Annotated in this window: 23 protein-coding genes; 7 read left to right on the plus strand and 16 right to left on the minus strand. The window is 68.0% G+C overall.

Annotated elements, in window-relative coordinates:
- The first annotated feature begins 27 nt into the window (after positions 1-27).
- The 3 genes from M2317_RS15130 (at position 28) to M2317_RS15140 (ending at position 3,100) form a co-directional block, all read left to right on the plus strand.
- Positions 28-1,758 (plus strand): L-aspartate oxidase, encoded by a 1,731-nt coding sequence (locus M2317_RS15130; protein WP_429461537.1) that lies wholly within the window; start codon positions 28-30, stop codon positions 1,756-1,758.
- A gap of 80 nt (positions 1,759-1,838) precedes the next feature.
- Positions 1,839-2,270, plus strand: a complete 432-nt coding sequence (locus tag M2317_RS15135; RefSeq protein WP_429461538.1) for a VOC family protein — start codon at positions 1,839-1,841, stop codon at positions 2,268-2,270.
- A gap of 146 nt (positions 2,271-2,416) precedes the next feature.
- Complete coding sequence (locus tag M2317_RS15140; RefSeq protein ID WP_429461540.1) at positions 2,417-3,100, plus strand: AroM family protein; 684 nt, start codon at positions 2,417-2,419, stop codon at positions 3,098-3,100.
- A gap of 26 nt (positions 3,101-3,126) precedes the next feature.
- Here the strand turns inward: M2317_RS15140 and M2317_RS15145 are convergent, their stop codons facing one another.
- On the minus strand, positions 3,127-3,897 hold the full coding sequence (locus M2317_RS15145) for an IclR family transcriptional regulator (RefSeq protein ID WP_429461542.1): 771 nt from the start codon (positions 3,895-3,897) through the stop codon (positions 3,127-3,129).
- Between the two features lie 174 nt (positions 3,898-4,071).
- Between M2317_RS15145 and M2317_RS15150 the strand changes: the two genes are divergently transcribed.
- Positions 4,072-5,712, plus strand: a complete 1,641-nt coding sequence (locus M2317_RS15150) for an OPT/YSL family transporter (protein WP_429461544.1) — start codon at positions 4,072-4,074, stop codon at positions 5,710-5,712.
- A gap of 25 nt (positions 5,713-5,737) precedes the next feature.
- Positions 5,738-6,793 carry a DUF917 family protein gene (locus M2317_RS15155; RefSeq protein ID WP_429461546.1) on the plus strand — a complete coding sequence of 352 codons (1,056 nt, stop codon included), beginning with the start codon at positions 5,738-5,740 and terminating at the stop codon, positions 6,791-6,793.
- A gap of 9 nt (positions 6,794-6,802) precedes the next feature.
- On the opposite strand, the gene M2317_RS15160 is transcribed toward M2317_RS15155, so the two are convergent.
- The 4 genes from M2317_RS15160 to M2317_RS15175 form a co-directional block, all read right to left on the minus strand.
- On the minus strand, positions 6,803-7,186 hold the full coding sequence (locus M2317_RS15160; protein WP_429461548.1) for a VOC family protein: 384 nt from the start codon (positions 7,184-7,186) through the stop codon (positions 6,803-6,805).
- Between the two features lie 59 nt (positions 7,187-7,245).
- The gene (gene thrC, locus M2317_RS15165) at positions 7,246-8,649 is read right to left on the minus strand and encodes a threonine synthase (RefSeq protein WP_429461550.1); all 1,404 of its coding nucleotides are present in this window, start codon (positions 8,647-8,649) and stop codon (positions 7,246-7,248) included.
- A gap of 71 nt (positions 8,650-8,720) precedes the next feature.
- Entirely contained in the window at positions 8,721-9,215 is a 495-nt protein-coding gene (locus tag M2317_RS15170) for a methylated-DNA--[protein]-cysteine S-methyltransferase (RefSeq protein ID WP_429461552.1), read from the minus strand.
- 34 nt (positions 9,216-9,249) lie between these two features.
- Complete coding sequence (locus M2317_RS15175) at positions 9,250-10,089, minus strand: helix-turn-helix transcriptional regulator (protein WP_429461600.1); 840 nt, start codon at positions 10,087-10,089, stop codon at positions 9,250-9,252.
- Positions 10,090-10,179: 90 nt separating this feature from the next.
- Between M2317_RS15175 and M2317_RS15180 the strand changes: the two genes are divergently transcribed.
- The gene (locus M2317_RS15180; RefSeq protein ID WP_429461554.1) at positions 10,180-11,115 is read left to right on the plus strand and encodes an SDR family oxidoreductase; all 936 of its coding nucleotides are present in this window, start codon (positions 10,180-10,182) and stop codon (positions 11,113-11,115) included.
- Positions 11,116-11,136: 21 nt separating this feature from the next.
- Here the strand turns inward: M2317_RS15180 and M2317_RS15185 are convergent, their stop codons facing one another.
- From M2317_RS15185 to iolC, 8 genes are read right to left on the minus strand one after another with little or no spacing between them, the layout of a single operon-like run.
- The gene (locus tag M2317_RS15185) at positions 11,137-12,612 is read right to left on the minus strand and encodes a deoxyguanosinetriphosphate triphosphohydrolase family protein (protein ID WP_429461555.1); all 1,476 of its coding nucleotides are present in this window, start codon (positions 12,610-12,612) and stop codon (positions 11,137-11,139) included.
- Between the two features lie 29 nt (positions 12,613-12,641).
- Positions 12,642-13,652 carry an inositol 2-dehydrogenase gene (gene iolG / locus M2317_RS15190; RefSeq protein WP_429461557.1) on the minus strand — a complete coding sequence of 337 codons (1,011 nt, stop codon included), beginning with the start codon at positions 13,650-13,652 and terminating at the stop codon, positions 12,642-12,644.
- A 33-nt stretch (positions 13,653-13,685) separates the two neighbouring features.
- On the minus strand, positions 13,686-14,603 hold the full coding sequence (locus tag M2317_RS15195; protein WP_429461559.1) for a TIM barrel protein: 918 nt from the start codon (positions 14,601-14,603) through the stop codon (positions 13,686-13,688).
- Positions 14,600-16,531 (minus strand): 3D-(3,5/4)-trihydroxycyclohexane-1,2-dione acylhydrolase (decyclizing), encoded by a 1,932-nt coding sequence (gene iolD, locus M2317_RS15200; RefSeq protein WP_429461560.1) that lies wholly within the window; start codon positions 16,529-16,531, stop codon positions 14,600-14,602. Before iolD ends, M2317_RS15195 begins: the two co-directional genes overlap by 4 nt.
- Positions 16,528-17,445 carry a 5-deoxy-glucuronate isomerase gene (gene iolB / locus M2317_RS15205; protein ID WP_429461562.1) on the minus strand — a complete coding sequence of 306 codons (918 nt, stop codon included), beginning with the start codon at positions 17,443-17,445 and terminating at the stop codon, positions 16,528-16,530. The genes iolD and iolB overlap by 4 nt, the downstream gene beginning before the upstream one ends.
- Entirely contained in the window at positions 17,445-19,013 is a 1,569-nt protein-coding gene (locus M2317_RS15210) for a CoA-acylating methylmalonate-semialdehyde dehydrogenase (protein ID WP_429461564.1), read from the minus strand. The genes iolB and M2317_RS15210 overlap by 1 nt, the downstream gene beginning before the upstream one ends.
- A gap of 22 nt (positions 19,014-19,035) precedes the next feature.
- Positions 19,036-19,926: a Cgl0159 family (beta/alpha)8-fold protein gene (locus M2317_RS15215; protein ID WP_429461566.1), complete on the minus strand. Its 891-nt coding sequence runs from the start codon at positions 19,924-19,926 to the stop codon at positions 19,036-19,038.
- A gap of 1 nt (position 19,927) precedes the next feature.
- The gene (gene iolC, locus M2317_RS15220; RefSeq protein ID WP_429461568.1) at positions 19,928-20,875 is read right to left on the minus strand and encodes a 5-dehydro-2-deoxygluconokinase; all 948 of its coding nucleotides are present in this window, start codon (positions 20,873-20,875) and stop codon (positions 19,928-19,930) included.
- Between the two features lie 104 nt (positions 20,876-20,979).
- Here iolC and M2317_RS15225 point away from each other — a divergent pair, with 104 nt between their 5' ends.
- Positions 20,980-21,744, plus strand: a complete 765-nt coding sequence (locus tag M2317_RS15225; protein WP_429461602.1) for a GntR family transcriptional regulator — start codon at positions 20,980-20,982, stop codon at positions 21,742-21,744.
- Positions 21,745-21,751: 7 nt separating this feature from the next.
- On the opposite strand, the gene M2317_RS15230 is transcribed toward M2317_RS15225, so the two are convergent.
- From M2317_RS15230 to M2317_RS15240, 3 genes are read right to left on the minus strand one after another with little or no spacing between them, the layout of a single operon-like run.
- Positions 21,752-23,449 (minus strand): hypothetical protein, encoded by a 1,698-nt coding sequence (locus M2317_RS15230; RefSeq protein ID WP_429461569.1) that lies wholly within the window; start codon positions 23,447-23,449, stop codon positions 21,752-21,754.
- Position 23,450: 1 nt separating this feature from the next.
- The gene (locus tag M2317_RS15235; protein ID WP_429461571.1) at positions 23,451-24,272 is read right to left on the minus strand and encodes a carbohydrate ABC transporter permease; all 822 of its coding nucleotides are present in this window, start codon (positions 24,270-24,272) and stop codon (positions 23,451-23,453) included.
- Complete coding sequence (locus M2317_RS15240) at positions 24,269-25,234, minus strand: carbohydrate ABC transporter permease (protein ID WP_429461572.1); 966 nt, start codon at positions 25,232-25,234, stop codon at positions 24,269-24,271. The genes M2317_RS15235 and M2317_RS15240 overlap by 4 nt, the downstream gene beginning before the upstream one ends.

Below are 25,234 nucleotides of genomic sequence, written 5' to 3' on the forward strand. Positions count from 1 at the left end.
CGACGGTGTGTTCCTACCGTGGAAGACATGAGCACCCGCGAACGCCAGATCTCCACCACCGTCCTCGTCATCGGCACCGGCGGTTCCGGCCTGCGCGCTGCGATCGAGGTCGCCGAGCAGGGCGTCGACGTCCTCGCCGTCGGCAAGCGTCATCGCAACGACGCGCACACCTCGCTCGCCGCCGGCGGCATCAACGCGGCCCTCGCGACGATGGATGCCGAGGACAGCTGGCAGCAGCATGCGGCCGACACCATCACCGAGAGCTACCTGCTGGCCAATCCGCACACGGTCGAGGTCGTCACGCGCGGCGCCGAGCGCGGCATCCGGGATCTGGAGCGCTGGGGCATGGACTTCGCCCGCGAGGACGACGGACGCATCTCGCAGCGTTTCTTCGGCGCGCACACGTTCCGGCGCACGGCCTTCGCCGGCGATTACACCGGACTCGAGATCCAGCGCACGCTGGTTCGCAGGGCCGAGCAGCTGGACGTCCCGATCCTGGACGGCGTGTACATCACGCGCATCCTCGTGAAGGACAACGTGGTCTTCGGCGCCTACGGCTTCGACCAGGCCGACGGGACGCGGTACCTGATCCACGCGGACGCCGTGATCCTGGCCGCGGGCGGGCACAACCGCATCTGGCGGCGGACGTCGTCGCGCCGCGACGAGAACACCGGCGACTCGTTCCGCCTGGCCGTCGAGGCCGGCGCACGACTGCGCGATCCCGAACTCGTGCAGTTCCACCCCTCCGGCATCATCGAGCCGGAGAACGCCGCAGGAACGCTCATCTCCGAGGCTGCGCGCGGAGAGGGCGGGATCCTCACCAACGCCCTCGGTGAGCGTTTCATGGCGAAATACGATCCGCAGCGGTTGGAGCTGTCCACCCGCGACCGCGTCGCGCTGGCCGCCTACACCGAGATCCAGGAGGGACGCGGCACGCCGAACGGCGGCGTGTGGCTGGACGTCTCCCACCTGCCCCGCGAGACGATCATGACGCGGCTTCCCCGGGTCTACCAGACGATGCTCGAGCTCCAGATGCTCGACATCACCACCGATCCGATCGAGATCGCGCCGACCGCGCACTACTCGATGGGCGGGGTCTGGGTCCGCCCCGAGGATCACAGCACCGACGTCGGCGGACTGTACGCGATCGGCGAGGCATCCAGTGGCCTGCATGGCGCGAACCGGCTCGGCGGCAACTCGCTGATCGAGCTGCTCGTCTACGGCCGGCTGGTCGGCCAGGCGGCGATCGCGCACGCGACCGGCCTGGATGCGCAACGCCGGTCAGCGGATGCCGTGGCGCAGGCTCGTGCGGAGATCGACGACCTGCTCGCCGCCGACGGACGCGAGAACGTGCGAGCGCTGCAGCGGGCGATCCGCAACACGATGACCGAGCACGCCGGTGTGGTGCGTTCGGAGGAGGGCCTGCGCGCAGGCCTCGCCGAGCTCGACATGATCGAGGGGCGCATGGCGGACATCGGCATCCATCCCGATATCGCCGGGTTCCAGGACCTCGCGCACGCCTTCGATCTGAAGGCGTCCGCACTCGCCGCCCGCGCCACGATGGAGGCCGCTCGAGAGCGTCGCGAGACCCGCGGATGCCACAACCGCAGCGACTTCCCCGACACCGATCCGACGCTGCAGGTGAACCTCGTCTGGTCGCCGGCGACGGGTGTCATCCGTGAGGAGATTCCCGAGGTTCCCGCCGAGATCGCGGCGCTCATGCGCGACGTCGACACGGTGGGCAAGCTCGTGGAGTGATCCGGCGACGGACAGCATTGAGTATCGGCGGCACGCGACGCACACTGGTTGCATCCACGCATTCATACGAAGGAGCGATCATGCCGAACCTCAACCCTTACCTGTCCTTCCGCGACTCTGCCCGTGAGGCGATGGAGTTCTACCAAGGCGTCCTCGGCGGCGACCTCGCCGTGAGCACCTTCGGCGAAATGCCCGACAGCGGGGCGGCATCGGGAGAGGAGAACCTCGTGATGCACGCGCAGTTGAACGCTCGGGGCGGGCTCGTGCTCATGGCGTCGGACACGCCCGCCGGCATGGAGTACGAGACGCCGCAGGGCATCTCGGTTTCACTCAGCGGCGGCTCAGTGGACGCCGACTACCTGCACCGCGCATGGGACGGCCTCGTCGCCAGCGGGACTGCCACGATCCCGCTGAGCGCAGCCCCATGGGGCGGCGAGTTCGGCATGCTCGTCGACCGCTTCGGCATCTCGTGGATGGTCGCGATCGAGGACTCGTTCGCGACGCCCGAGTGATCCGATCAGCGGCGCGTCACGTCAGGCGGACAGGACGGAGAGGATGTCGCCCGCGGGGTCAAGGTCGTGGATTGACCAGGTGCTTGACAGCAGGCCGGACAGGGAGTTCTATATTTTTGAATAGTTTCTAAAATTTAGGACCTCCGATGTCGACATCCACACCAGCGCTGACATTCGTGACGATCGGCCAGGCGCCACGGCACGATCTGGCTGCGGCACTCCTGGAACGCCTGCCACCCGACATCGAGGTCTCGCATCGCGGAGTCCTCGACGGGCTGACCGCCGACGAGGTCGAGGAACGGTACGGCGCTCGCCCCGATGACGATCCGCTCGTGACGAAGCTCGCGGACGGTACGGTCGTGTCGTTGGCGTCGTCGGCCGTGGATCGCGGCCTCCAGGACGTCGTCGACGCCGCCGAGGCTGACGGCGCCGAGACCATCGTGATCCTGTGCACCGGAGAGTTCCCCGATCTGCGGACGTCGCGCGCATGGCTCGTCGAGCCGGATGCCGTTGTCACCGCGGCTTCCACTGGACTGCTGAGCAGCCGCCGCGTCGGCATCCTCGTACCGATGCCGGATCAGGTCGCCGCCGCCGGGCGCAAATGGAATTCGCTGAACGCGCCGCGGTTTGCAGCCGCCTCGCCCTACGGGGCGGACTCCGCTGTCGCCGACGCGGCGCAAGTACTCGTCGACGCCGGCGCTCAGGCACTGATCCTGGATTGCATGGGCTACGCGCCGCACCACCGCGACGCGATCCGTGCGGCCGGCATCGCCGTGCCCGTTCTCGTCTCCGGCAGCATCGTGGGGGCCGCGCTCGGCGCAGCGATCTGACGCGCGACGGGCCGCATGCCGCAGGCTCAGCCTGCGTCGAACTCCAGCCAGTACGGGTCGCCGATCCGCTCTCCGACCCGTTGCGCGGCACGGCGAACGGCGAATCCGAGCTGTTCGGCCTGAGCGCGGTCGAAGTCGCGTGCGGGGAATGCGACACCGATGCCGTAGGGGCGGAAATCCCCCGGGTCGACGACTGCCGAGGAGACGCCGGCGACGTTCGGCACGATCTCGCCGGACGAGAGCGCCCAGCCGTCGGCACGCGCGGCGGCCAGCGCCTTCAACAGCTGCTCGGTGTCGCGCGGCGCCGAGCCGACAGCCTCATCGAACCGGCCGGCGACCAGCGTGGTGGCGGCCTCGTCATCGAGGCGCGACAGCAGCGCTCGCCCCATCGAGGTGGAGTAGGCCGGCGCGCGCGTCCCCTCCGGCGTGTATGCCTGAAGCGGATTGTTCGGACTGGTGCGCATCTGGATGACCAGCGTCTGATCACCGTCGAGGATGTTGACATAGCCGGTGCACCCGGTCTCGTGCACGAGGTCAGCGAGGACATCCCCGAGCAGAGACACGACGCTGCCCGCTGGGCGTCCGCGATACGCCGCACCCATGACGAGCTCGCCGGGACCGTAGGCGAGCGTGACGGCGTCGCGTTGCAGGAATCCGTGATCGGCCATCAGAGCGAGCGTCCGCGACACAGAGCTCTTGGGCTGGCCGAGCTCGGCAGCGACCTCCGTCACCGTGAGATCCCGCTGCGTGCGCGCCAGCAGTCGCAGCACGTCACGTGCGTTGGCCAGAGTGCTCATCCCCCGCCCTTCCGTCTCCCCGATCCTAGATGACCGGATTCGCGCCCTCGCGCCGCCTCTTGACAAACGTCACTCGGAGAGTCATGATTCCACTTACTGGTACTTGGTTCAAGATTATAGAACCCTTCATCTTTGCGCCATCAGCCCACCCGATCCCCGGCCCCAGGAGCAGTCATGACCGAACATGCAGGCGCACCGATGCGCCAGTTGGCCTCCTCCCCGCGTCATCCGCGAGCGCTCGCCCCGGCGAACCTCATCCTCACCATCCTGCTGAGCGTGCTCGGCGCGCTCGTCGGCGTGCAAGTGCTCGCGACCCTCGGCATCACGCCCAGCACATCACTGATCGGCGCCCTGGTGGCGATGGCGCTGGCGCGGATCCCCCTGACGATGCTGCGCGGGTTCCGATCCGTGCACGCCCAGAACCTCGCACAGACGAGCATCAGCTCGGCGACGTTCGGCGCCGCCAACAGCCTGTTCCTGCCGATCGGCATTCCGTTCCTGTTCGGGCTGCCCGAGATGATCGTGCCGATGCTCATCGGCGTCGCGTTCGCGATGCTGCTGGATGCCTGGCTGCTGTACAAGATGTTCGACACGTCGATCTTCCCGGCGAAGCTGCCCTGGCCGTTGGGCATCGCGGCTGCCGAGGCGATCAAAGCCGGCGACAAGGGCGGCCGTCAGGCCTGGTATCTGCTGGGCGGCGTCGGCGTGGGCGTGGCCGGCGCGATCTTCTCGCTGCCGATGTCGGCACTGGGCGTGGCGCTGATCGGAGGGCTCGCCGCCATGATCGCTTTCGGTGTCGGACTTCTCACGGGCGGATTCGCGATGCCCCTGTTCGGCCTGAACCTCGCCGAGATGTATCTGCCTCAGGGCATGATGATCGGCGCGGGCATCGTCGCGTTGATCCAGGTCGCCGTGATCATCGTCAGATCGCGCCGCCGGAGCGCCGCGGTCGCTGCAGCACCGCAGGCGAAGCTCACCGAAACGGCGGCGATCGCGATCGCGGACCGTCGGCTGGGTCGCGCCTTCGGCCTGGGCGGCGTCGGCTACGTCGTCATCGCCTCGGGGCTCGCGCTCGGCACCGGCCTGTTCCTGCATATGAGCATCCCGTCGTTGATCGGCTTCGTGCTGTTCGCCGCCGCTGCGGCGTTCGTCCACGAGCTCATCGTCGGCATCGCCGCCGGGCATTCCGGATGGTTCCCCGCGTTCGCCGTCGCACTGATCACCCTGCTCGCGGGCATCATGATCGGCTTCCCGCCTGAGGCGCTCGTCGTGCTGGCCGGCTTCACGGCCGCGACCGGACCGGCCTTCGCCGACATGGGATACGACTTCAAGGCCGGTTGGATCCTCCGTGGTGAAGGCGCAGACCCGGAGTTCGAACTGGACGGCCGACGCCAGCAGCTCATCGCGGGCATGATCGGCTTCGGAGTCGCCATCGTCGTCGTCGCGGTCGCCTACCCGATCTTCTTCGCCAACGGGCTCACCGCACCGATCAACGCGGCGTACGTCGCGGCCATCAACGCAGGAATCGACGGCGACACCGCCATCAACCTGCTGCTGTGGGCGATTCCCGGGGCGCTCCTCCAATTCCTCGGCGGGCCGAAGCGGCAGGTCGGCGTGCTGCTGGCGACCGGACTGCTCATCTCGAGCCCGCTCGCCGGCATCCTCGTCGCCATCGGAGTGACGCTGCGCATCGTGCTCAAGCGCTTCGCGCCGAGATCCGTCAACGACGCGATCGAGGTGTCGGCCGGCGGCATCATCGCCGGAGACGCGCTCTACTCCTTCTTCTCCGGCGCCTTCAAGGCAATCCGGTTCTGATCACGACTCGCATTCAGGAGACGACATGAAGACACGTTTGACCGCGGATGACCTGGAAGCAGCCGTTCTCGGCGGCGCGATCCTCGGCGGAGGCGGCGGCGGATTCGTCGAACGCGGACGCGCGACCGCACAGCTCGCTCTGCAAGCAGGGGCGCCTGAGCTCTGGTCCATCGACGAGTTCGACCACGATGACCTCGTCGCGACCGTCGCGCTGGTCGGCGCTCCGGCCGCGCCCAATCCGCTCGTGCAGCCGGTGCATTCGCTGCGGGCGCTCGAGCTGCTGCGACAGCAGCTCGACGGACGACGCCTGGCCGCCATCCACACGAACGAGAACGGCGCCGAGACGACGATCAACGGCTGGCTGCACGCCGCGATGACCGGGCTTCCCGTCATCGATCTGGCCTGCAACGGCCGGGCGCATCCGACGAGCGTGATGGGCGCGATGGGGCTGCAGCTCCTGCCTCAGTACCTTTCTGTCCAGGCATGGGCGGGCGGTCATCCCGAGACGTACGTCGAGGGCACGGCCATGGGACGCCTGGATGCGACCAGCGGCGTCGTTCGGCGCGCGTCTGTCGAAGCAGGAGGGTGGGTCTCTGTCGTCCGCAACCCGGTCGAGATCGGGTACGCGGCCGAGCATGGTGCCGCGGGCGCGATCAGCTTCGCCATCGATCTCGGTCGACGCTTCCTGACCGGTGGCATCGACGCCGTGGCCGCAGCGCTGGGCGGCGCGATCGTGGCGAACGGGACCGTCGTCGCCTTCGACTGCGAGCAGCGCGAGGGACTCGACGTCGGTCGCGTCGTGCTCGATGACGCCGACGCCACCGAACTGCGATTCGTGAACGAGTACATGACCGCCGACCTCGGCGGGAGTCGGGTCGGGACGTTCCCCGACCTGATCGCGACGTTCGACGGGTCCGGCGCCCCGCTGCCGTCCGCGAAGGTGACCGTGGGCGAGCAGGTGAGCGTAGTGGTCGCCCCGGCATCCGGTCTTCCGCTCGCCGCGACGATGTGGATGCCGGAGCTCTACGCGCCGCTCGAGGATCTCCTGGGGTTCGAGTTCGCGCCGCTCTTCGCGCGCTGACCGCGCTCGTCAGGCGGACAGGACGGAGAGGATGTTGCCCGCGGGGTCCGCGAACCAGGCGATGTCCGGCCCCTGACCTGCGGCCTTGCCGCGCGCGATGCCCTTTTCGTCCTGCGACATGCCGTCGTAGCGCTGCATCGTGACGCCCTTCGCGATGAGCTCGTCGACGACCGCGTCGATGTCCTCCACGGGGAAGTTCAGGATAGTGAACGTCGCCGGCTGGTGGTCGTCCTTCGGGTAGATCAGCACGGCACCGCCCTTCGGCAGCTGCACGGAGAGCATGCCGCCGCCGGCCTCCTCTACGACGAGGCCGAGCACGTCTTCATAGAAGGCGCGTGAGGCCGGCAGGTCGTTGGACGACATGCCGCTGAACGCGTCGGAATTCTCGAACATGGCTGCTCCTTCAGTGGGTTGAGGCCCACCTTTCCACCGGGCGACGCCCGGGGCAAGGGTCAGCGCAGCGCGTGCTTCTCGATGAACGCGCGCAGGGCCTGCTCGTCATCGGCGAGTTCGGTCACGTGCTGCGGTGCCTCGAGCATCGCCTGGAGCTCGGGCGAGTACTCGAGCTGCACGCCGATGGCCTCGAGGATCGTCTCGGCGAACTTCTGCGGCTTGGCGGTTTCGAGCACGAGCATCGGGACGCCGGATTCGACGTTCTCGCGCGCCACCTTCACTCCGTCGGCTGTATGCGGGTCGATGATGTCACCCGATGCCTCGTAGACGGCCTTGATGGTCGCGAGGCGATCCGCGTGGGTGGAGGTTCCGCTGACGATGCCGAACTCCTCCTCGAAGCGCGGCTGCTCTCCGGTGAAGTCGAAGAAGCCCTGCTGGTCCAGTTCGCGCCAGGCGCCGACGACACGGGAGGCGTCGCGGTCGACCAGTTCGAAGATGAACCGCTCGAGGTTGGACGCCTTCGAGATGTCCATCGACGGGCTCGAGGTCGCGAGTGTCTGAGCGGCACTGCGGGGACGGTAGACACCGGTGCGGAAGAACTCGTCGAGCACGTTGTTCTCGTTGGCCGCGAGGACGAGACGACGGATGGGCAGCCCCATCTGCTTCGCGTAGAAGCCGGACAGGATGTTGCCGAAGTTCCCGGACGGCACCGTGAAGCTGAGCTCGGTCCAGCCGCCGGCATCCGTCGCGCGCAGCCATGCCCAGAAGTAGTACACGACCTGCGCCGTGATGCGTGCGAGGTTGATCGAGTTGACGGCGCCGAGATGCTGGGCGCGCTTGAAGTCGAGGTCCCCGGCGAGCGCCTTGACGAGGTTCTGGCAGTCGTCGAAGACGCCGTCCACAGCGATGTTGTGCACGTTGGCGTCGTCGAGGGAGAACATCTGCGCACGCTGGAACGCGCTCATGCGCCCCTGCGGCGACAGCATGAAGACCGAGATGCGCTCCTTGCCGCGGAGGGCGTGCTCGGCGGCGGAGCCGGTGTCGCCCGAAGTGGCGCCCAGAATGTTGAGGACCGAGCCCTTGCGCTCCAGTGCGTACTCGACGACCTGGCCCAGGAACTGCATCGCCATGTCCTTGAACGCCAGCGTCGGGCCTTCGGAGAGACCGACGAGCGTGATGTCGTCGTCGATCGACCGCAAGGGCACGACGGCTCCCGGGAAGTCGGCGTACGCGGCATCCGTCATGCGAGCGAGTTCCTCGCGCGGGATGTCTGTCGCGAACAGACCGAGCACCTCGGTGGCGAGCTGCGGGTACGTCAGCGCCCGCCAGCGCTCCAGCGTCTCGCCGTCGACCGTGGGCATGACCTCGGGGACAGCCAGACCGCCGTCGGGCGCAAGGCCTTCGAGCAGCGTCTCGCAGTACGGCAGCGGCTGCATGCCGCCTCGGGTGGAGATGTACTGCACTTCGGCTCCTCGGTCTGGATTCGGCACGGGCTTCCATTCTCGCAGGTGCACCGGGCCGGATGACGCATGCATCAGAACAGGCTCGTCGGCAGCGCCCCTTCGTGCTCGAGCAGCCAGCGCTTGGTCGCGAGTCCCTGCCCTCGATCGCCACCGGAATAGCCGCCGAGGCCGTCGCCTGCGACCACACGATGGCACGGCACGATGATCGGGACCGGGTTCGCCCCCATGATCGCGCCGATCCCCCGAGCGGGGACCTCGGTGCCGCTGCGAGCGGCGAGTCCACCGTAGGTGACGGTCTCACCCGAGGCCACGGTGTCGTGCAGAGTCATGAGCACGGCACGAGTGGTGTCGGTCTGCCGGCCGAGATCGACGGGCAGGTCGAAGCGCGTCAGGGAACCCGCGAAGTACGCGGCGAGTTGCGCGAGTGCGTCGTCGAGGAGCGGGTCCTGCTCGGCATCCGCTCCGTTCGGGGCTGTGGAACGCCACGAGACCCGGGTGATCGCCGTGCCGTCGCTGACGACGCCGATCACTCCGACCGGAGTCCGCAGGGTGGCGAAGGCGAGCATGACGCGAGCGTAGCGCGGAGTGCCGACGTCGTCGTCAGCGCACCACGCGCGCGCTCAGCACCGACAGCAGCTTCAGCTTCTCGTGGCTCTCGGAACCGGGAACTGCGGTGTAGACGAGCAGCGAATGCGCCGTGGCGGGATCGATCAGGGTCTGGCAGGACAGTTCGAGCGCGCCGAGCTCCGGATGGACGAAGTGCTTCGTCTCGCGCGGCCGCAGGCCCACCTCCTGGCGTTCCCAGAGCTCGCGGAACTCGGCGCTGCGCTCCTGCAGGAGATCGACGTAGTACCCAGCCCTGGACTCCCTGCCGCGTATCGAGAGCACGCCGCGGAGCCCCGACACCCAGAGGCGGGAGAGGAACTCGTGGTCCTCCTGCGCATACAGCTCGCGCACGGTCGGATCCACGAACCAGCGGAATCCGATGCTGCGCTCCGGTCCGGCTCGGCTCATGGTGTCGCCGGTGAGGGCTGCGCCCAGTGCGTTCTGGCGCAGGGTCTCGCCGAGTTCGGTGACGATCTCGGCCGGGGTGTCCTCGAGGCGGTCGAAGATGCGGAGCATGCCCGGCGTGATGTGGTCGCTGGCCGCGCCCCGGGCCGGGGGGCGGTGCCCGGCGAGACGGAACAGGTGGTCGCGTTCGTCGATCGAGAGGTGGAGCCCCTGCGCGATCGCGGCGATCATCTGCTCCGATGGCACCGGGCCCGTTCCGCGTTCCAGGCGCGCGAAGTAGTCGGCCGACATATGGCAGAGCGCCGCGACCTCCTCGCGTCGGAGCCCTTCGGTGCGGCGACGGGAACCGCGCGGCAGCCCGATGTCCTCCGGCTGGAGCACGCTGCGCCGGTGGCGGAGGAAGTCCGCCAGCCCGTCTCGGTCGATCATCATGCGTTCGATCCTGACATCTCCCCGGAGTCGCCAGCCACTGATCGTCGAGTCCTGGATAGATCCTGCCGCTGCTCCGAGAGTGGAGACATGGACATCGACATCAGCATCCCGGATCAGCACGGACGCCTCGCGCTCGTGACCGGCGGCAGCGACGGCATCGGACTGAAGATCGCGACGCGGCTGGCGCGAGCCGGCGCCGAGCTGGTCCTCCCCGTCCGCAACATGCGCAAAGGAGAGGCGGCTGCCGACAGCATCCGCTCGCAGATTCCGGATGCCGAGATCACCCTGGCTTCGCTGGATCTGTCGTCGCTGGCATCCGTCGCCGCGCTCGGCGAGGAGCTGAACAGCAGCGGACGGCCGATCCACGTGATGATCAACAACGCCGGCGTGATGACGCCGCCGGAGCGGCACACGACGACCGACGGGTTCGAGCTGCAGTTCGGCACGAATCACCTGGGGCACGTCGCGCTCGTGACTCACCTGCTGCCGCTGCTGCGGGCCGGGAGCGCTCGCGTCACGTCGCAGATCAGCATCGCGGCGAACGAGCGATCGATCCACTGGGATGATCTGAACTGGGAGCGCTCGTACAACGGGATGCACGCGTACAGCCAGTCCAAGATCGCCTTCGGGTTGTTCGGGCTGGAGCTGGATCGACGCAGCGCGGCTGAGGGATGGGGCATCACGAGCAACCTGTCGCACCCAGGGATCGCGCCCACGAGCCTACTGTCCGCCCGCCCGGAGATCGGGCGCTCCGGCGACACGCTGGGGGTGCGGATCATCCGCTGGCTGTCGACACGGGGGCTGATCGTGGGGACGCCGGAATCCGCCGCACTGCCTGCCCTGTATGCCGCAACCGCTCCGGATGCCGCGGGCGGACGCCTCTACGGCCCGAAAGGGATCGGGCACCTCGGCGGCGGGCCGGCCGAGCAGAAGCTGTACTCCCGGCTGCGGAGCGACGAGGAGGCGCAGCGCGTGTGGCGGGTCTCCCAGGAGATGGCGGGGGTGGCGTTCGCGGCGATCTGAGCGTCGGGACGTCTCGATCGGCTACAGCCCTTGCCCCGCCTCCCACAGTCGTTCGGTCTGGCCTGCGAGCAGGGCGTCGAGCGAACCGGCCTGGGCGTCGGTGAGCGACGCCACGTAGTCGATGATCCCGCGGCCGCGGGCGAGCCGGTCGCGGTCGGCATCCGTCCCTGCCCCACCCAGCCGGCGATGGTCTTCCCGGGCGAGCTCGACCAGATCCACGAGCCGGCGCGGGGCGCGACGGGCGTCGCGCGGGTCGTCGAGCCAGGCGGCGAAGCCGTCGACGAGCCGTTCCAGCACGCTGGCCTGTCCGCGCTGGTAGACGGTGAGATCCGGACGCTCGAGGATGAACCTCTCGTGCAGGAACTTCAGCACTGCGACTTCGTGCCAGGCGCGACGGTCGAGGCTGACGTGTCCGGAGCGGATGTCGGGATGCCTGTGCACCTCGACGGACGACTGCAGCCGCGCGATCCAGGCGGTGGTGAACCCGGCGAGCGCGCGTTCGCTGGAGAGGGACCCGTCGAAGGGCTCGGCGAGCAGTCCCTCGATCACCTCAGTCTTGACCCTGGCGACCGCCTCACCGAACGCGTCCTCGTCGGCGATCCAGGCGTCCTTGCTCTTGAGCCGCCGCCAGAGCAGCTCGAGCGAATGCCCCGGGGTGCGGGTGTCGGTCATCAGCACGTCATCGCCGACGGTACGGAGCCGGGCGAGATCGCGATGCCAGTTGCGGAACTCCGCCGACAGCGTCGCCGCGTTGAGCAGACCTGCACGATAGAAATCATCGAGGTCGTGCAGCGAGTACGCGATGTCGTCCGCGATGTCCATGATGGAGCATTCGACGGTCTGCTGCCCGCGTTCGATGAGAGGGTAGGCGGCGAGCGCCTCCCTGGCATCCGGTTCGTCGATCGCGTAGAAGTTGAACTTGCTCGCGCCGCCGCGGCTGGGGCCGCCCTCACCGCGTCGCCACGGGTACTTCAGCACGGCGGCGCGCACCGCGGCGGTGAGGTTGAGGCCGACGCCGGGTCGGTCGTGCTCGTCGAGCCGGGAGATGATGCGGAACGTCTGGGCGTTCCCCTCGAAGCCCTCCGTCAGGCCGAAACGGGTGCGGGCCACACGGTCCAGGGTCTGCTCGCCGAGGTGTCCGAACGGCGGATGCCCGAGATCGTGAGCAGCGGCGGCGGCCTGGACGACGACAGGGTGCGCACCGCCGAGCTGCGCCACGATGCGACCGGCGTCATCGGTGCGCGTGGAGAGATGGCTCGCGATCGCCCGCGCGATGGCGGCGACCTTGATCGAGTGCGTGAGCCGGTTGTGCACCGCGAGCCCCGCGCCCGTCTGCGAGATCACCTGGGTGACGGCCGAGAGCCGGGAGTAATAGGGCGAGAACCGGATGCGCTCCACGTCGACGCGGAACTGCGGGTGTCCCTCGGTCAGCTGGAACGCGTCGAGCGTCTCAGCGACGCGGCGCGACTGGCGTGGATCATCCGTCGTCTGCGGCATAGGCCCAGTGTGGCATGCGCGGCCGTGGTTCAGTCGAGCCGGACCACCACCGCGACGCGCTCCTCGGCGGAGCGCTGCGCGGCATCGGCGAGGATCAGCGCGGCACGGCCGTCCTCGAACGTCGAGCTGTCCGATGCGCCGCCGCGCGCGAGCGCGATGAAGCTCGCCAGCTCGGCGGCGTACGCCTCGGCGTAGCGCTGGAGGAAGAAATCCTCGTACGGCGCTCTCGCATCGACTCCCGCCGACGAGGAGTGGCTGACCAGGCTCGTCGAACGGTTCACCACCTGCAGCGCCCCTGCCGCGCCGAACGCCTCGATGCGCTGGTCGTATCCGACGGCACTGTGGCGCGAGTTGATGATCGTGACCACCGCGCCGGACGCGGCTCTGAGCGTCACGACCGCCGTGTCGAAGTCGCCGTGTTCGCGCGCACCGGGATCGAACGTGTTCGTGCCCGTGGCCGAGACCTCGACGATGTCGGGCAGGAAGAACCGTGCCATGTCGAAATCGTGGATCGTCATGTCGCGGAAGATGCCGCCCGACACCGCGACGTAGTCGGCCGGCGGGGCCGCCGGGTCTCGGCTGATGATCGTGAGCTGTTCGAGAGCCCCGATCTCGCCGGCCGCGACGCGTGCGCGGACCTCGGCGAAGGCCGGGTCGAACCGCCGGTTGAAGCCGAGCGCGACGGGGACGCCGGCGGCCGCGACCTTCGATCGCAGCGACTCCACACGGGTGATGTCCAGGTCGATCGGCTTCTCGCACAGGACAGGGATGCCACGGTCGACCGCCTTCTCGATGAGACCGACGTGCGTCGGTGTCGGAGAGGCGATGAGGACCGCGTCCACATCGTCTGCTGCGAAGATCTCGTCCGCGTCGGCGGTGGAACGGCCCCCGAAACGCTCCACGACGTCGCGCGCACCATCGACGAACGGATCGGCGACCCACGACAGCGCAGCTCCGGGGTTCGCAGCGATGTTCGCGGCGTGGACCTGGCCGATCCGGCCGGTGCCGATCAGGCCGATGCGCAGTGGAAGGTCGATCACTATGGGTTCCTTTTCGTGGGTGGCAGGATGTGGTCACGCCCAGGCGCGCAGCGCCTCGCGGTTGATCCGCTGATCGGCGCTGCGCGCTCTGCGGAACGCGTCGATGGCGATGTCAGGCGCGTTCAGGACGTCCTGTTCGACGATGATCCAGCCGTCGAAGCCGCGTTCGTCCATGGCCGACATCACGCGATCGAGTTCGAGATCGCCGTCGCCGAAAGCGACGAACGAGCCGGACATCCACACATCGGACATGCCTCCGCCGGCCGCGAGCACGCGCTGCAGCTCGCGCCGATCGACGTCCTTGAGGTGCAGATGGTTGATGCGGTGGCCCCAGCGGGTGACGGCATCCACCGGATCGCCGCCCGCGATCAGCAGGTGTCCCGTGTCGAGCGTCAGATCCACGTCAGTACCTGCGAGGAACCGATCGACCTCCTCGGGCGACTCGACGAACGTACCGGCGTGATGATGGAACGTGGGCTCGAAGCCTGCCGATCGGATCATGCCTGCGGCGCGTTCGGTGTTGGCGATCAACCGTTCCCACGCGTCAACGCTCAGGGGGTCGACTTCGGCGCCGCGCCCAGGGTGAGCCCGACGCGCGAGCGACCCGTCGTCCGCGAGCGTGGGCAGCGGCAACCGATCGGGGCCCGCTGCCGCGGCATCCGAGAACACCCGGAGTGCATCTCGCAGGGAGGGCAGCGATGCTTCGAACCCCTCGGTGTCGGACAAAGGCAGCTGCACCCAGCCGCCGGCGAGCTCGAGGCCGTGAGCAGCCAGCCGCGCACGCAGTTGCGCACCCCGGCCGAGGAATCCGACGGGGCCGAGATCGACTCCGCCGTATCCCGCGTCGGCGAGCGATGTCAGCATCTCGTCCGCCGAGACCGTCGCTGCACCGTCGGGTGTCATCTCGAACACGCCGTAGCTGACGGGAGCACCCGCCACCGTCGCCTTCATCGTGTCTCCGCCTCGTCGCCCAGCAGCGGCCGCTGCGCGAGCCGCTCGCTCTCATAGGCCGCCCTCGCACGAGTCGTGGATTCCAGGCTCGACATCTCGGGCACCGGGACATCCCACCAGCCCTCGCCGTCCGGTGCGTACAGCAGCGGGTCGCTCTCGATGTGGATGAACGTCGCCTTCTCGGATGCTTTCGCCGCGGCTACCGCTGCCTTGAGGTCGTCGATCGCTCCGGCGCCTGGCGCGATCTCGATGACGTCGAGTCCGTAGCTGCGGGCGTTCATGGCGAGATCGACCGGCAGTACGTCCCCGCCCTGGAAGCTGCGGGTGGCTGGGTCGTAGGCACGATACGCGGTGCCGAACCGTTCGGATCCGACTGTCTCGGAAAGATGTCCGATGGAGGCGTAGCCGTGGTTCTGCACGAGGATCACGATGATCTTGATGCCCTCGGCGACCGCGGTCACGAGCTCCGAATTGAGCATGAGGTACGAGCCGTCGCCGACCATGATGACGACGTCGCGATCATCACCGAGCGCCTGGAGCCCCCGCTTGACGCCGAGCCCGCCGGCGATCTCATACCCCATGCATGAGAACGCGTACTCCACGTGATACCCGAGGGTGTCGCGCACGCGCCAGAGCTTGTGCAGGTCTCCGGGAAGGGAGCCCGCCGCCTGGACGATGACGTCCCGCGGTGCGGTGGCCGACTGCACCGCTCCGATGATCTCGGACTGGCCCGGCCTCGCGAGCCCGGTGGGTGCGAAGGCCGCGTCTACGACGGCATCCCATGCCTGCTTCTCACTGGCGATGCGCTCTGCCAGGGACGACGGGATGGACCAGTCTTCGAGGGCTGACTTCAGTGCGTCCAGCGCCTCACGAGCGTCGGCGATCACAGGGATCTGCGTGCCGTGCTTGTACGCGTCGAACGATGCCACGTTGATGTTGACGAATCGCACGCCCACGTTCTGGAAGGCGGTCCGGGACGCCGTGGTGAAGTCGCTGTAGCGCGTGCCGATCCCGATGACGAGGTCGGCCTCGGCCGCCAAGCGGTTCGCCGCCGCAGTGCCGGTCGCGCCGACAGCACCGAGGTACTGCGGGTGGCCCCAAGGGAGCGCCCCGCCGCCTGCCTGCGTGGTGCCGACCGGGATGCCGGTGATCTCGACGAGCCTGCGGAGGATGTCCTCGGCACCCGAGTAGATCACGCCGCCCCCCGCCACGATGAACGGCCGCTCGGCGGATCGGATCGCTGCGAGCGCCCGCGCGAGTGCATCGCGCTCCGGAACAGGCCGGCGGATATGCCATTCGCGGTCCTGGAGGAATGCCAGCGGCACGTCGATCGCCTCGGCCTGCACGTCCTCCGGCAGGGCGATGGTGACGGCTCCGGTCTCGACCGGGTCGGTCAGCACCCGCATCGCCGCCAGGGCGGTCGAGAAGAGCTGCTCCGGCCGCTGCACCCGGTCGAAGAACTTCGACAGCGGCCGGAAGGCGTCATTGACGGTGAGCCCGGTGTCCCACGGCTGCTCCAGCTGCTGCAGCACCGGATCTGCCACGCGGGTGGCGAACGTGTCGCTGGGCAGCAGGAGCGCGGGAAGTCGATTCGTCGTCGCGAGAGCGGCGCCGGTGAGCATGTTGGTGGCTCCAGGGCCGACGGATGCCGCAGAGGCGAACGTGGCCCGGCGGCGGTGGATGCGGGCATATCCGACGGACTGGTGCACCATCGCCTGTTCGTTGCGAGCCTGGTGGTACGGCATGAGATCCGGCTGCTGCACGTTCAGCTGTCGCAGCGCCTGGCCGATGCCCGCGACGTTGCCATGGCCGAAGATGCCGAAGACGCCGGGGATCGTGCGCTCGCGAATGTCGCCGTCGACAGTCCACTGGTGCGCGAGGAACTCGATGAGCGCCTGGCTCACGGTCATGCGCTTCGTCGCTGTCATCGCTTTGCTCCTTCGTCCGCGAGAGGCAGCCGCGGATCGATGCCTTCGATCGGCCAGGACGCACGGGTCCAGGCATGCGCGGGGTCGTCGGTGATCAGCCACGCGCGCTCCGGGTCGGGTCCTGCCATCACATTGAGGTAATAGAGGTCATAGCCGGGTGCCGCCACTGCCGGACCATGGTATCCGTAGGGGATCAGCGCGATGTCGCCGGTGCGCACCATCGCATCGATCTCGATCTCCCCCACCGGCGATGAATACGCGCTGAACAAGCCGAAGGCGCCGTCCGCCGTGCCGCCTGCCGCCCCCCGGCTCGGGGCGGACTCGAAGTAGTAGATCTCCTCGAGGTCGGATTCCTCCCCGGGAATGCGCTGGTCGTGCTTGTGCGGCGGGTAGGACGACCAGTTCGAGGCGGGTGTGATGACCTCGCACACGATCAGCCGGTCGGCGTCCAGCACTGCCGGGGTCCCGAAGTTGTGCACTTCGCGGCTCGCGGCGCCGCCGCCGCGCAACTCGGCAGGAGCCGCATGGGCCGGGATGTGCTGCAGTGGCTTGACGACATCCGTCGGTGCGGTGGCCACGGCGACGCGACCGGCGCCTGTGATCGTGGCGCGCGCATGCACCGGCAGATAGAGCACGTCGGTCGAGCCGGAGAACACCGAGGGGCGCCCGGCGAGTTCGATCGTCCCGTTCCCGCTTCCGGTTTCGTGCGTCACCGTGAACGAGCCTGCGAGCGGGACGATCAGCTGTTCGATCTCTCCACTCGGCAGTTCGATCTCCTGACCGTCGGCGAGTTCCGCGATGCGGATGCCGGTGTGCTGCCACCCCGGCATCCGATCGTCGACGACGCTCTCCCAGACGCCGGCGCCGAGCGTGCCGCGGCGGTGGAACCACGGCGAGGACGTGCGCTCTGACATCAGCTGTTCCGCGGGAAGCCGAGATTGATGCCGCCGTGGTCGCCGGACTCGCGCTTGGCCGGGTCGATCCATCGCGCTGTGACCGCCTTCTCCCTCGTGAAGAAGTCGAAGCCGTGCACGCCGTAAGCCTTGGCGTCGCCGAACAGCGACTTCTTCCAGCCGCCGAAGGAGTGATACGCCACCGGTACCGGAATCGGCACGTTGATGCCGATCATGCCGACGTGCACCTCGTTCTGGAAGCGCCGAGCGGCCCCGCCGTCGTTCGTGAAGATGGCCGTGCCGTTGCCGAACTGCCCAGAGTTGATCAGAGCCAGACCCTCGTCATACGAGGCGACCCGGACGATCGAGAGCACCGGACCGAAGATCTCCTCGGTGTAGGCGCGGCTGTCGGTGGGGACGTGGTCGAGGAGCGTCGGACCGAAGAAGAAGCCGTCCTCGCGTCCGTCCACGCGGAAGCCACGGCCGTCGACGACGACGACCGCCCCATCGGCCTCGGCGATGTCGACGTACTGCGCGACCTTGTCGCGGTGGACACCCGAGATCAGCGGCCCCATATCGGGTTCGACGCCGTGTACGCCTGCACCGTCGCCGACGCGCAGCCGGCCGATGCGATCCCGGATCCTGGCGATGAGATCGTCGGCGATCGGCTCGACAGCGAGTACCACGGACACCGCCATGCAGCGTTCGCCCGCCGCACCATAGCCGGCGTTGATCGCGGAGTCGGCGACAAGATCCAGGTCGGCGTCGGGGAGCACGAGCATGTGGTTCTTCGCACCGCCCAGCGCCTGCACGCGCTTGCCGTGCCGCGAGGCGGTCTCGTAGATGTACTGGGCGATCGGCGTCGATCCGACGAAACTGATCGACTCCACCGCCGGAGAGGCGAGGAGGCCGTCGACCGCGGCCTTGTCTCCCTGCAGCACGGTGAACACGCCGTCCGGGAGTCCTGCCTCTTTCCAGAGGGCCGCCATCCACAGCGCCGCGGATGGGTCTTTCTCGCTGGGCTTGAGGATCACCGCATTGCCCGCTGCGATGGCGATCGGGAAGAACCACATCGGCACCATGGCCGGGAAGTTGAACGGGCTGATGATGCCGACGACGCCGAGAGGCTGCTTGATCGAGTAGACGTCGACGCCCGTCGAGACCGACTCGGAGTAGGCCCCTTTGATGAGGCTCGGGAATCCGCATGCCAGTTCCACGACCTCCTGGCCGCGCAGGATCTCGCCGAGCGCGTCGGAGACGACCTTGCCGTGCTCGGCGGTGATGAGTTCTGCCAGCTCAAGCCTGCGCGCGTTCAGCAGCTCTCGGAACGAGAACAGCACCGCCTGCCGTTTGGCGGCGGAGTACGACGACCAGACGTGGAACCCGCGCTCGGCCGAGGCGATGGCGAGTGCGATCTCCGCGTCATCGGCCAGAGCGACGTGCGCGGTGATCTCGCCCGTCGCCGGGTTGAACACAGGGGCCGTGCGTCCACTCGTCGACGGATGCTCTGCACCGTCGATCCAGTGCGGAATCCGCCGCGCTCCGGCGGGGACGACGGCAGGCTGCGCCGCGGTCTCGGCAACGCTCATGAGTGGCTCCTTCATCGAGGGATCAGAGATCGTGGTGGACGAGGCGGGCCGCGGTGTCGACCGCGCCGGCCACGTCGTCGTCCGGGGGGTACAGCAGGGTGCGGCCGACGGTCAGCCCTCGCACGCCCGGGAGTGCGAGGGCGTCCTCCCAGGAGGAGAAGGTCTCGTCCTGATCATCGCCTCCGTCGCCGCCCAGCAGCAATGTCGGCAGCGTCGTGGCCGCCATCACCCGCTCCATCTCCGGGACGACGGGCAGTTTCATCCAGGTGTAGGCGCTGCTGCTGCCGATGCCGGCCGCGATCGCCACGGAGAGCACGACCGCCTCGGCCGTCAGGTCGTTCACGACGCGCCCTTCGGCCCAGCGGCTCATGAACGGTTCGAGCATGATCGGCAGTTGCGCCGAGGCCGCTTCCGAGACCGCACGCGCCGTCCACTCCATCGTCCGTGCGGTCGCCGGATCCTCCAGATTCATGCGCAGCAGCACTTTGGCGAAGTCGATGCCGGCAGCGTTCATCGACGGCACGTCGAAGCCGGTGAACCGATCGTCCATCTCGAACGTCGATGCTCGCAGGCCTCCGCGATTCATCGAGCCGACGAGCACCTTGTCGTCGAGCAGTCCCAGCAGGGCGAGGTCATCGAGGATGTCCGGTGTGCCGAGCACCCCGTCCACACCGGGATGACTGAGTGCGATCGCGAGGCGCTCCAGCAAGCGGCCGCGATCGGCCATCGCGTCCGGGCGGGCACCGACGGCGAGAGCACCGCGGGCGGGGTGGTCGGCGGCGATGATGAACAGTCGGCCGTCGCCGCGGACGAGCGGGCGGCGTGAGCGCGCGGCGTAGGCGGCGGCCACGGACTGCGGGTCCTCGGCGCGGATACGGCGCAGTTCGGCGAAGTCCAGGGAGGGCGCGCTCATGTCAGGCGTCCGATCCGAGAGCGTCGTCGACCTCGGCGGTCGTCGGCATCGCGGTGGAGCATTCCCGGCGCGAGGCGACGATGGCCCCCGCGGCGTTCGCGAAGCGCAGGGTGCGCTCGAGGTCCCACCCGGAGAGCAGCCCGTGGCAGAGCGCACCGCCGAAGGCGTCGCCCGCCCCCAGGCCGTTGACGACGTCGACATGGTGCGGCGGCACCTCCACCTCTTCATCGCGCGTCTTGGCCAGCACGCCCTTCGGCCCCTGCTTGACGATCGCGAGTTCGGCTCCGCGCTCCAGCAGCGCATCGGCCGCTGCGCGCGGATCCGTCTCGCCGACGGCGACTTCGCACTCCTCGCGGTTGCCCACGACGACCGTCACCTGCTCCAGCAGCGGACGGATATGCGCGGAGGCTTCGGCCGCCGAGGCCCAGAACATCGGACGGTAGTCGAGGTCGAGCACCGTGTGCGAGCGGCCGCCGCGTGCGCCCAGCGCGGCATGATGCGCCGCTCGGCTGGGTTCCTGACTGAGTCCGGTGACGGTGAGCCAGAGCACATCGGCCCGGCGCACGGCATCGAGATCCAACTGTGCGACGTCCACATTCAGATCCGGCGCCTTGGGCGAGCGGTAGAAGTAGAGCGGGAAGTCGTCCGGAGGGAAGATCTCGCAGAAGGTGATCGGCGTGGGCAGCGCCGGGTCCGTGGTGACGAGATCGGTGGAGACGCCCAGACGGTCGAGCTCGCGCAGCAGGTACCTTCCGAACGGATCATCACCGACTCGCGACACCAGCCCCACGCGCCGACCGTGACGAGCGGCCGCCACGGTCACATTGGCGGCGCTGCCACCGAGGTACTTGCCGAAGGTCGACACGTCTTCGAGACCGACGCCGTCCTGGAGGGGGTAGAGGTCCACACCGAGTCGCCCCATCGCGAGCACTTCTGGTGTCGAGGTCATAGCCATGTCCTAACAATAACACATACAGATGTTTTGGCTTTAGACTGTGTGGAAGATATGTAGCATTGGCGACACGGAAGCGATGACGCATGGGAAGAGGAACGATGGCCGGCGATGAGACCTACTGGCCGGCTGAGCTGTTCGCCGACCTCGATCGGACGGGGCCCGTCCCCCTCTACTACCAGGTCTCCACCCGTCTGGAGGAAGCCATCCAATCCGGGACGATCCCCGCCGGCGCACGCCTCGAGAACGAGATCGCCATCGCGCAGAAGCTCGGCCTCTCGCGACCCACGATCAGGCGCGCCATCCAGGAGCTCGTCGACAAAGGGCTGCTCGTGCGCCGTCGCGGCATCGGAACCCAGGTCGTTCAGGGCCAGGTGGTGACGCGCCAGGTCGAGCTCACCAGCCTCTACGAGGATCTCGCGAGCACGCATCACACCCCGGGCACCCGGGTGCTCGCGCACGAGATCGTCCCCGCGACGGATGCCGTGGCCGCAGGCCTTGGCGTGGAGCCCGGCACGGATGTCGTCTACATCCGCCGCCAGCGCTCGACGGATGGGATCCCGGTCGCCGTGCTGGAGAACTACCTGCCGGCGGACTTCGCCGACATCACGACCGAGCTGCTCGAGACGCGCGGCCTGTACCAGGTGCTGAGGGCGCGAGGTGTGGCGATCCGCGTCGCCAAGCAGAAGATCGGAGCCCGGCGCGCGACCGGAGATGAGAACACCCTGCTCGACATCGACAAGGGCGGCCCGGTGCTCACCGTCGAGCGCATCGCATTCGATGACTCCGGCCGGGCATTCGAGTACGGTCTGCATTGCTACCGACCGGATATGTACAGCTTCGAGACCACGCTCGTCGCCAAGTGATCCCCGCTCACGCGCGCAGGTTCTCCGCGCGCAGCGTGAGCGTCACGCGCCCCGGAGACCGACCGGTCAAGTAGACGCGGTCACCCATCGCGGCGTCCGTGGCTCCGAGGAACGCGTAGTCCTCCCCCGGTCGGTATCGGCCGGGCCCGTCTGCCCGGTACAGCGCGTCCGCCTCGAAGATGATCCGGTCATCACCGTTGCGATAGGAACCAGCGCCGGCCGCGAGAATGGCAGTGCCGTCGTTCTGCGGATCGACGCCTTCGAAGGAGCCGCCGCGGAACGAGAGCTCGAGAGCCCATGCGCAGTCCGGACCATCGAACACGATGGACACCGCAGCGCCGTCGTCCGTGACGACCACATCCACATCGGTCCGCAGTGCTACCGGGTCGGCGCGGCGGTCCGCGAACGACATCGATCCGTAGAACCGACCGTCGTCGGTCAGCGCGTACTCCCCCGACGCCGTGCGCTGTGCGGGCCCGATCGGCTGGTAGTAGTTCGCGGACGCGGTCTCGCTCAGTCGATACCGGGCGACGCCATCGAGATGGTCGGCCGTGAACCGCTCGGCTCGGAACGGACCGAGTCCGAAGAAATCCCTGGAAAGCCGCATCGAGTCGAGGACGACCGTACCGGCGAACAGGCGGAGGAACGTGGGATTCGTCGACAGCCCGGAACGGATGCGCCGCAATCGCGGGTAGTCGGTGCCGCCGAAGACGACGAGGCGCCGTTGCGGGTTGGCATCGATCGCGAGCGCACTCCGGTCCCACTTCCCCGCAGGCTCCGGCTTAGTCGCCTCGGGGAGTTGTTCACCGATCCGCGGATCGAGCAGAAGGTCGACCAGGAGGGATGCCGGATGCACGATGCCCTGTTCCTGCGCGCGCCTCGCCGCCCAGGCGAAGTCGCGACGCCCGAGTCGTATCGCATATCCGCGGTACATGGCCAGATACGGCGACAGTGCGAAGCGCGAGAGCTGATCCTGACGTCGCGAATGCACGGTCTCCACGGTGCCATCCGGGTGGATGAGGCCCAGTGTGCTCTCCAGATTGCGGATGACCGCGTCGCGCGCCGCCGCACTGTCGAACACGTCGGCGATCACCGTGAGCGACGGGTTGGACACATATGCCGCGTAATTCGCACTGCGCTCGGAGTAGACCCCGTCCGCTGCGATGTCGATCCCCTCGGCGAGCCATTCCGCTGCGCGTGCGACCAGCGCCGCAGACGGCCGACGCCGGTGCAGTCTCGCCAGCGCCGCCGTGATCTCCCACCGGTGATTGGGGGTGTGGACGCCGCCGACGAGCAGCGCCGGCTCCACCGCATCCGCGATCGCGTCGAGGTCGTCCGCCAGGGCCGACGCGCCGGCGACCGTCTCGATGACACCGCTCGATCGCAGCAGGTGAAGCGTGTCGCACACGTCGTTGGCCGTGAACGCCGAATCCGGAGGCGAGTCGACGTTGTCACCGCCGACGAACAGGCCGCTCGGCCCTTGCCTCCGACGCAGCGCGGCGACGCAGTCCCCGGCTGCCTCGATCAACTGCGGGTCTCCCGACCGCGACGACGACGGCCAGACGCAGGCGGCGACGAACAGCTGGGCGCGAGCCATCAACTGCCGGTGCGTGAGCTCCGCGTCGAGGCCGCTCGCCAGCGTGCTGTCGACCTCGGCATCCACTGCCCGACGCAGCTCTTCCTCGAAAAGCGTGTCCGCCGCCATTTCAGTCCTTGAGGCCCGAATTGATGTCAGCGTTCATGATCTGCCGCTGGAAGATCGCGAACAGGATCACCATCGGGATGAGCGAGATGACAGATGCCGAGAGCAGCACCGACCAGTCCACGTTGTCCGCCCCGACGATCGACCGCAGCGCCACCTGCAGCGTGTACTGCGACGGATCGCGCAGCACGATCAAGGGCCAGATGTAGTCGTTCCATCGCCATTGGAAGGAGAAGATCGCGAGAACGACGGCGATCGGCTTGGCCAGCGGAAGCATGATCCGCCAGAAGGCGCCGAACTCGCTGACACCGTCGATGCGCGCCGCTTCCAGCAGCTCGTCCGGGATCGTCTTGAAGTACTGCCGGAACATGAAGATGCCGGTCGCGGTGATGATCGACGGCACGATGATGCCGGCGAGGGTGTTGTACAGGCCGAGGTCGCGCACGACCGCGAACGAGCTCGGCATGATCACCTCGGTGGGCAGCATGGTCGTCGCGAGGATGCAGATGAAGAACGCCTTCAGCCACCACGAGTGATACTTCGCGAACGCGTAGCCGGTCATCGCGCTCACGGCGACGGTGAGGGCGGTCGTCACGACGGCGACGATCGACGTGTTCAAGAAGTAGCGGGCGAAATCGAAGCGGTTCCACGCCGTGACGTAGCCGCTCACCGTCCAGTTCTCGGGGAACAGGGTGAGCGGGAGGCTGAAGAGTTCGGACCCCGGTTTGAAAGAGCTGAGGAGGAACCAGGCCACGGGGATGAGGAACCCGAGAGCCAGGAGCCAGAGCACCACGGTGCTGGTGATGCCGAGTCGTTTCGCTTTCATGCGAGATCGTTCCTCTTGTCGAAGCGCAGCTGGATGATCGCGATGATGATGAGGATCACCATGAGGACCATGGACGCCGCGCTGGCGTAGCCGACGTCGGCACGCTCGAATCCGGTGCGGTAGATGTACTGGACCATGAACATGTTCGAGGTGCCTGGCCCACCGCCGTTCAGGGCCTGCACCATGGCGAACTCCTTCATCGACCCGATGGTCGTCAACAGGATCACCATGAACGAGGTCGGACGCAGCAGAGGCAGCACGATGCGGTAGAAGCGCTGCCAGCCGTTGGCGCCGTCGAGCTGTGCGGCTTCGAGGTAGGACTGCGGGATGTTCCGGATCGCCGCGATGAACAGCAGCATGTTGAAGGCGGTGCCGCCCCACGTGCTGACGACGAGGATCAGCAGAAGAGCGAGCGTCGGATCGGTCTCCCAGTTCAGCCCGTTGCCGCCGAACGCCTCGATGAGGAAGTTGACCATGCCGAAGTTCTCACCGAACAGCCACTTCCAGATGACACCAGCGACGATCGGCGAGATCAGCCACGGGAGGAAGAAGATGATCCGTGCGACGGACTTGCCCTTGGCGAGGGTGCTCGTCAGCAGGACGGCGATACCGAGCGCCGCGACGAAGTGCAGCGGAACCGAGAGCACGGTGTACAGGAAAGTGCGGCCGAGAACGGCGTAGAAATCGGGGTCCTGTGCGAGTTCGACGTAGTTGTCCGCACCGATGAACTCCGGTGTCCCGACGCCGGAGTAGTCCGTGAACGAGTACCACAGTCCCAGTGCGCCCGGCCAGACGAAGAAGAGCGCGAACAGCACCACCGCGACCGCGATGAATGTGAGCGGAGCCACGATGAACGTCGTGGAGCGCCGCCCGGGGCGGCGAACGCGTCGCGTTCGCCGCCCCGGTGTGATGAGCGCAGAGGTCTCCGCACTGCGCCCATCGACGGTCTTCGTGGTGGGCAT

Source organism: Microbacterium sp. ZKA21, from assembly GCF_050434165.1.
Taxonomy (GTDB): domain Bacteria; phylum Actinomycetota; class Actinomycetes; order Actinomycetales; family Microbacteriaceae; genus Microbacterium.

What these genes read in the sequence shown, in the direction of transcription:
- M2317_RS15150 (WP_429461544.1), top strand. Translation starts at nt 4,072, where the DNA reads ATGACCGAACATGCAGGCGCACCGATGCGCCAGTTGGCCTCCTCCCCG.
- M2317_RS15160 (WP_429461548.1), bottom strand. Translation starts at nt 7,186, where the DNA reads ATGTTCGAGAATTCCGACGCGTTCAGCGGCATGTCGTCCAACGACCTG.
- M2317_RS15135 (WP_429461538.1), top strand. Translation starts at nt 1,839, where the DNA reads ATGCCGAACCTCAACCCTTACCTGTCCTTCCGCGACTCTGCCCGTGAG.
- M2317_RS15180 (WP_429461554.1), top strand. Translation starts at nt 10,180, where the DNA reads ATGGACATCGACATCAGCATCCCGGATCAGCACGGACGCCTCGCGCTC.
- iolD (WP_429461560.1), bottom strand. Translation starts at nt 16,531, where the DNA reads ATGACAGCGACGAAGCGCATGACCGTGAGCCAGGCGCTCATCGAGTTC.
- iolB (WP_429461562.1), bottom strand. Translation starts at nt 17,445, where the DNA reads ATGTCAGAGCGCACGTCCTCGCCGTGGTTCCACCGCCGCGGCACGCTC.
- M2317_RS15235 (WP_429461571.1), bottom strand. Translation starts at nt 24,272, where the DNA reads ATGAAAGCGAAACGACTCGGCATCACCAGCACCGTGGTGCTCTGGCTC.
- M2317_RS15195 (WP_429461559.1), bottom strand. Translation starts at nt 14,603, where the DNA reads ATGAAGGCGACGGTGGCGGGTGCTCCCGTCAGCTACGGCGTGTTCGAG.
- M2317_RS15140 (WP_429461540.1), top strand. Translation starts at nt 2,417, where the DNA reads ATGTCGACATCCACACCAGCGCTGACATTCGTGACGATCGGCCAGGCG.
- M2317_RS15240 (WP_429461572.1), bottom strand. Translation starts at nt 25,234, where the DNA reads ATGCCCACCACGAAGACCGTCGATGGGCGCAGTGCGGAGACCTCTGCG.
- iolC (WP_429461568.1), bottom strand. Translation starts at nt 20,875, where the DNA reads ATGACCTCGACACCAGAAGTGCTCGCGATGGGGCGACTCGGTGTGGAC.
- M2317_RS15170 (WP_429461552.1), bottom strand. Translation starts at nt 9,215, where the DNA reads ATGCTCGCCTTCGCCACCCTGCGGACTCCGGTCGGAGTGATCGGCGTC.
- M2317_RS15230 (WP_429461569.1), bottom strand. Translation starts at nt 23,449, where the DNA reads ATGGCGGCGGACACGCTTTTCGAGGAAGAGCTGCGTCGGGCAGTGGAT.
- M2317_RS15155 (WP_429461546.1), top strand. Translation starts at nt 5,738, where the DNA reads ATGAAGACACGTTTGACCGCGGATGACCTGGAAGCAGCCGTTCTCGGC.
- M2317_RS15145 (WP_429461542.1), bottom strand. Translation starts at nt 3,897, where the DNA reads ATGAGCACTCTGGCCAACGCACGTGACGTGCTGCGACTGCTGGCGCGC.
- M2317_RS15130 (WP_429461537.1), top strand. Translation starts at nt 28, where the DNA reads ATGAGCACCCGCGAACGCCAGATCTCCACCACCGTCCTCGTCATCGGC.
- M2317_RS15175 (WP_429461600.1), bottom strand. Translation starts at nt 10,089, where the DNA reads ATGATCGACCGAGACGGGCTGGCGGACTTCCTCCGCCACCGGCGCAGC.
- M2317_RS15210 (WP_429461564.1), bottom strand. Translation starts at nt 19,013, where the DNA reads ATGAGCGTTGCCGAGACCGCGGCGCAGCCTGCCGTCGTCCCCGCCGGA.
- M2317_RS15215 (WP_429461566.1), bottom strand. Translation starts at nt 19,926, where the DNA reads ATGAGCGCGCCCTCCCTGGACTTCGCCGAACTGCGCCGTATCCGCGCC.
- M2317_RS15185 (WP_429461555.1), bottom strand. Translation starts at nt 12,612, where the DNA reads ATGCCGCAGACGACGGATGATCCACGCCAGTCGCGCCGCGTCGCTGAG.
- M2317_RS15225 (WP_429461602.1), top strand. Translation starts at nt 20,980, where the DNA reads ATGGCCGGCGATGAGACCTACTGGCCGGCTGAGCTGTTCGCCGACCTC.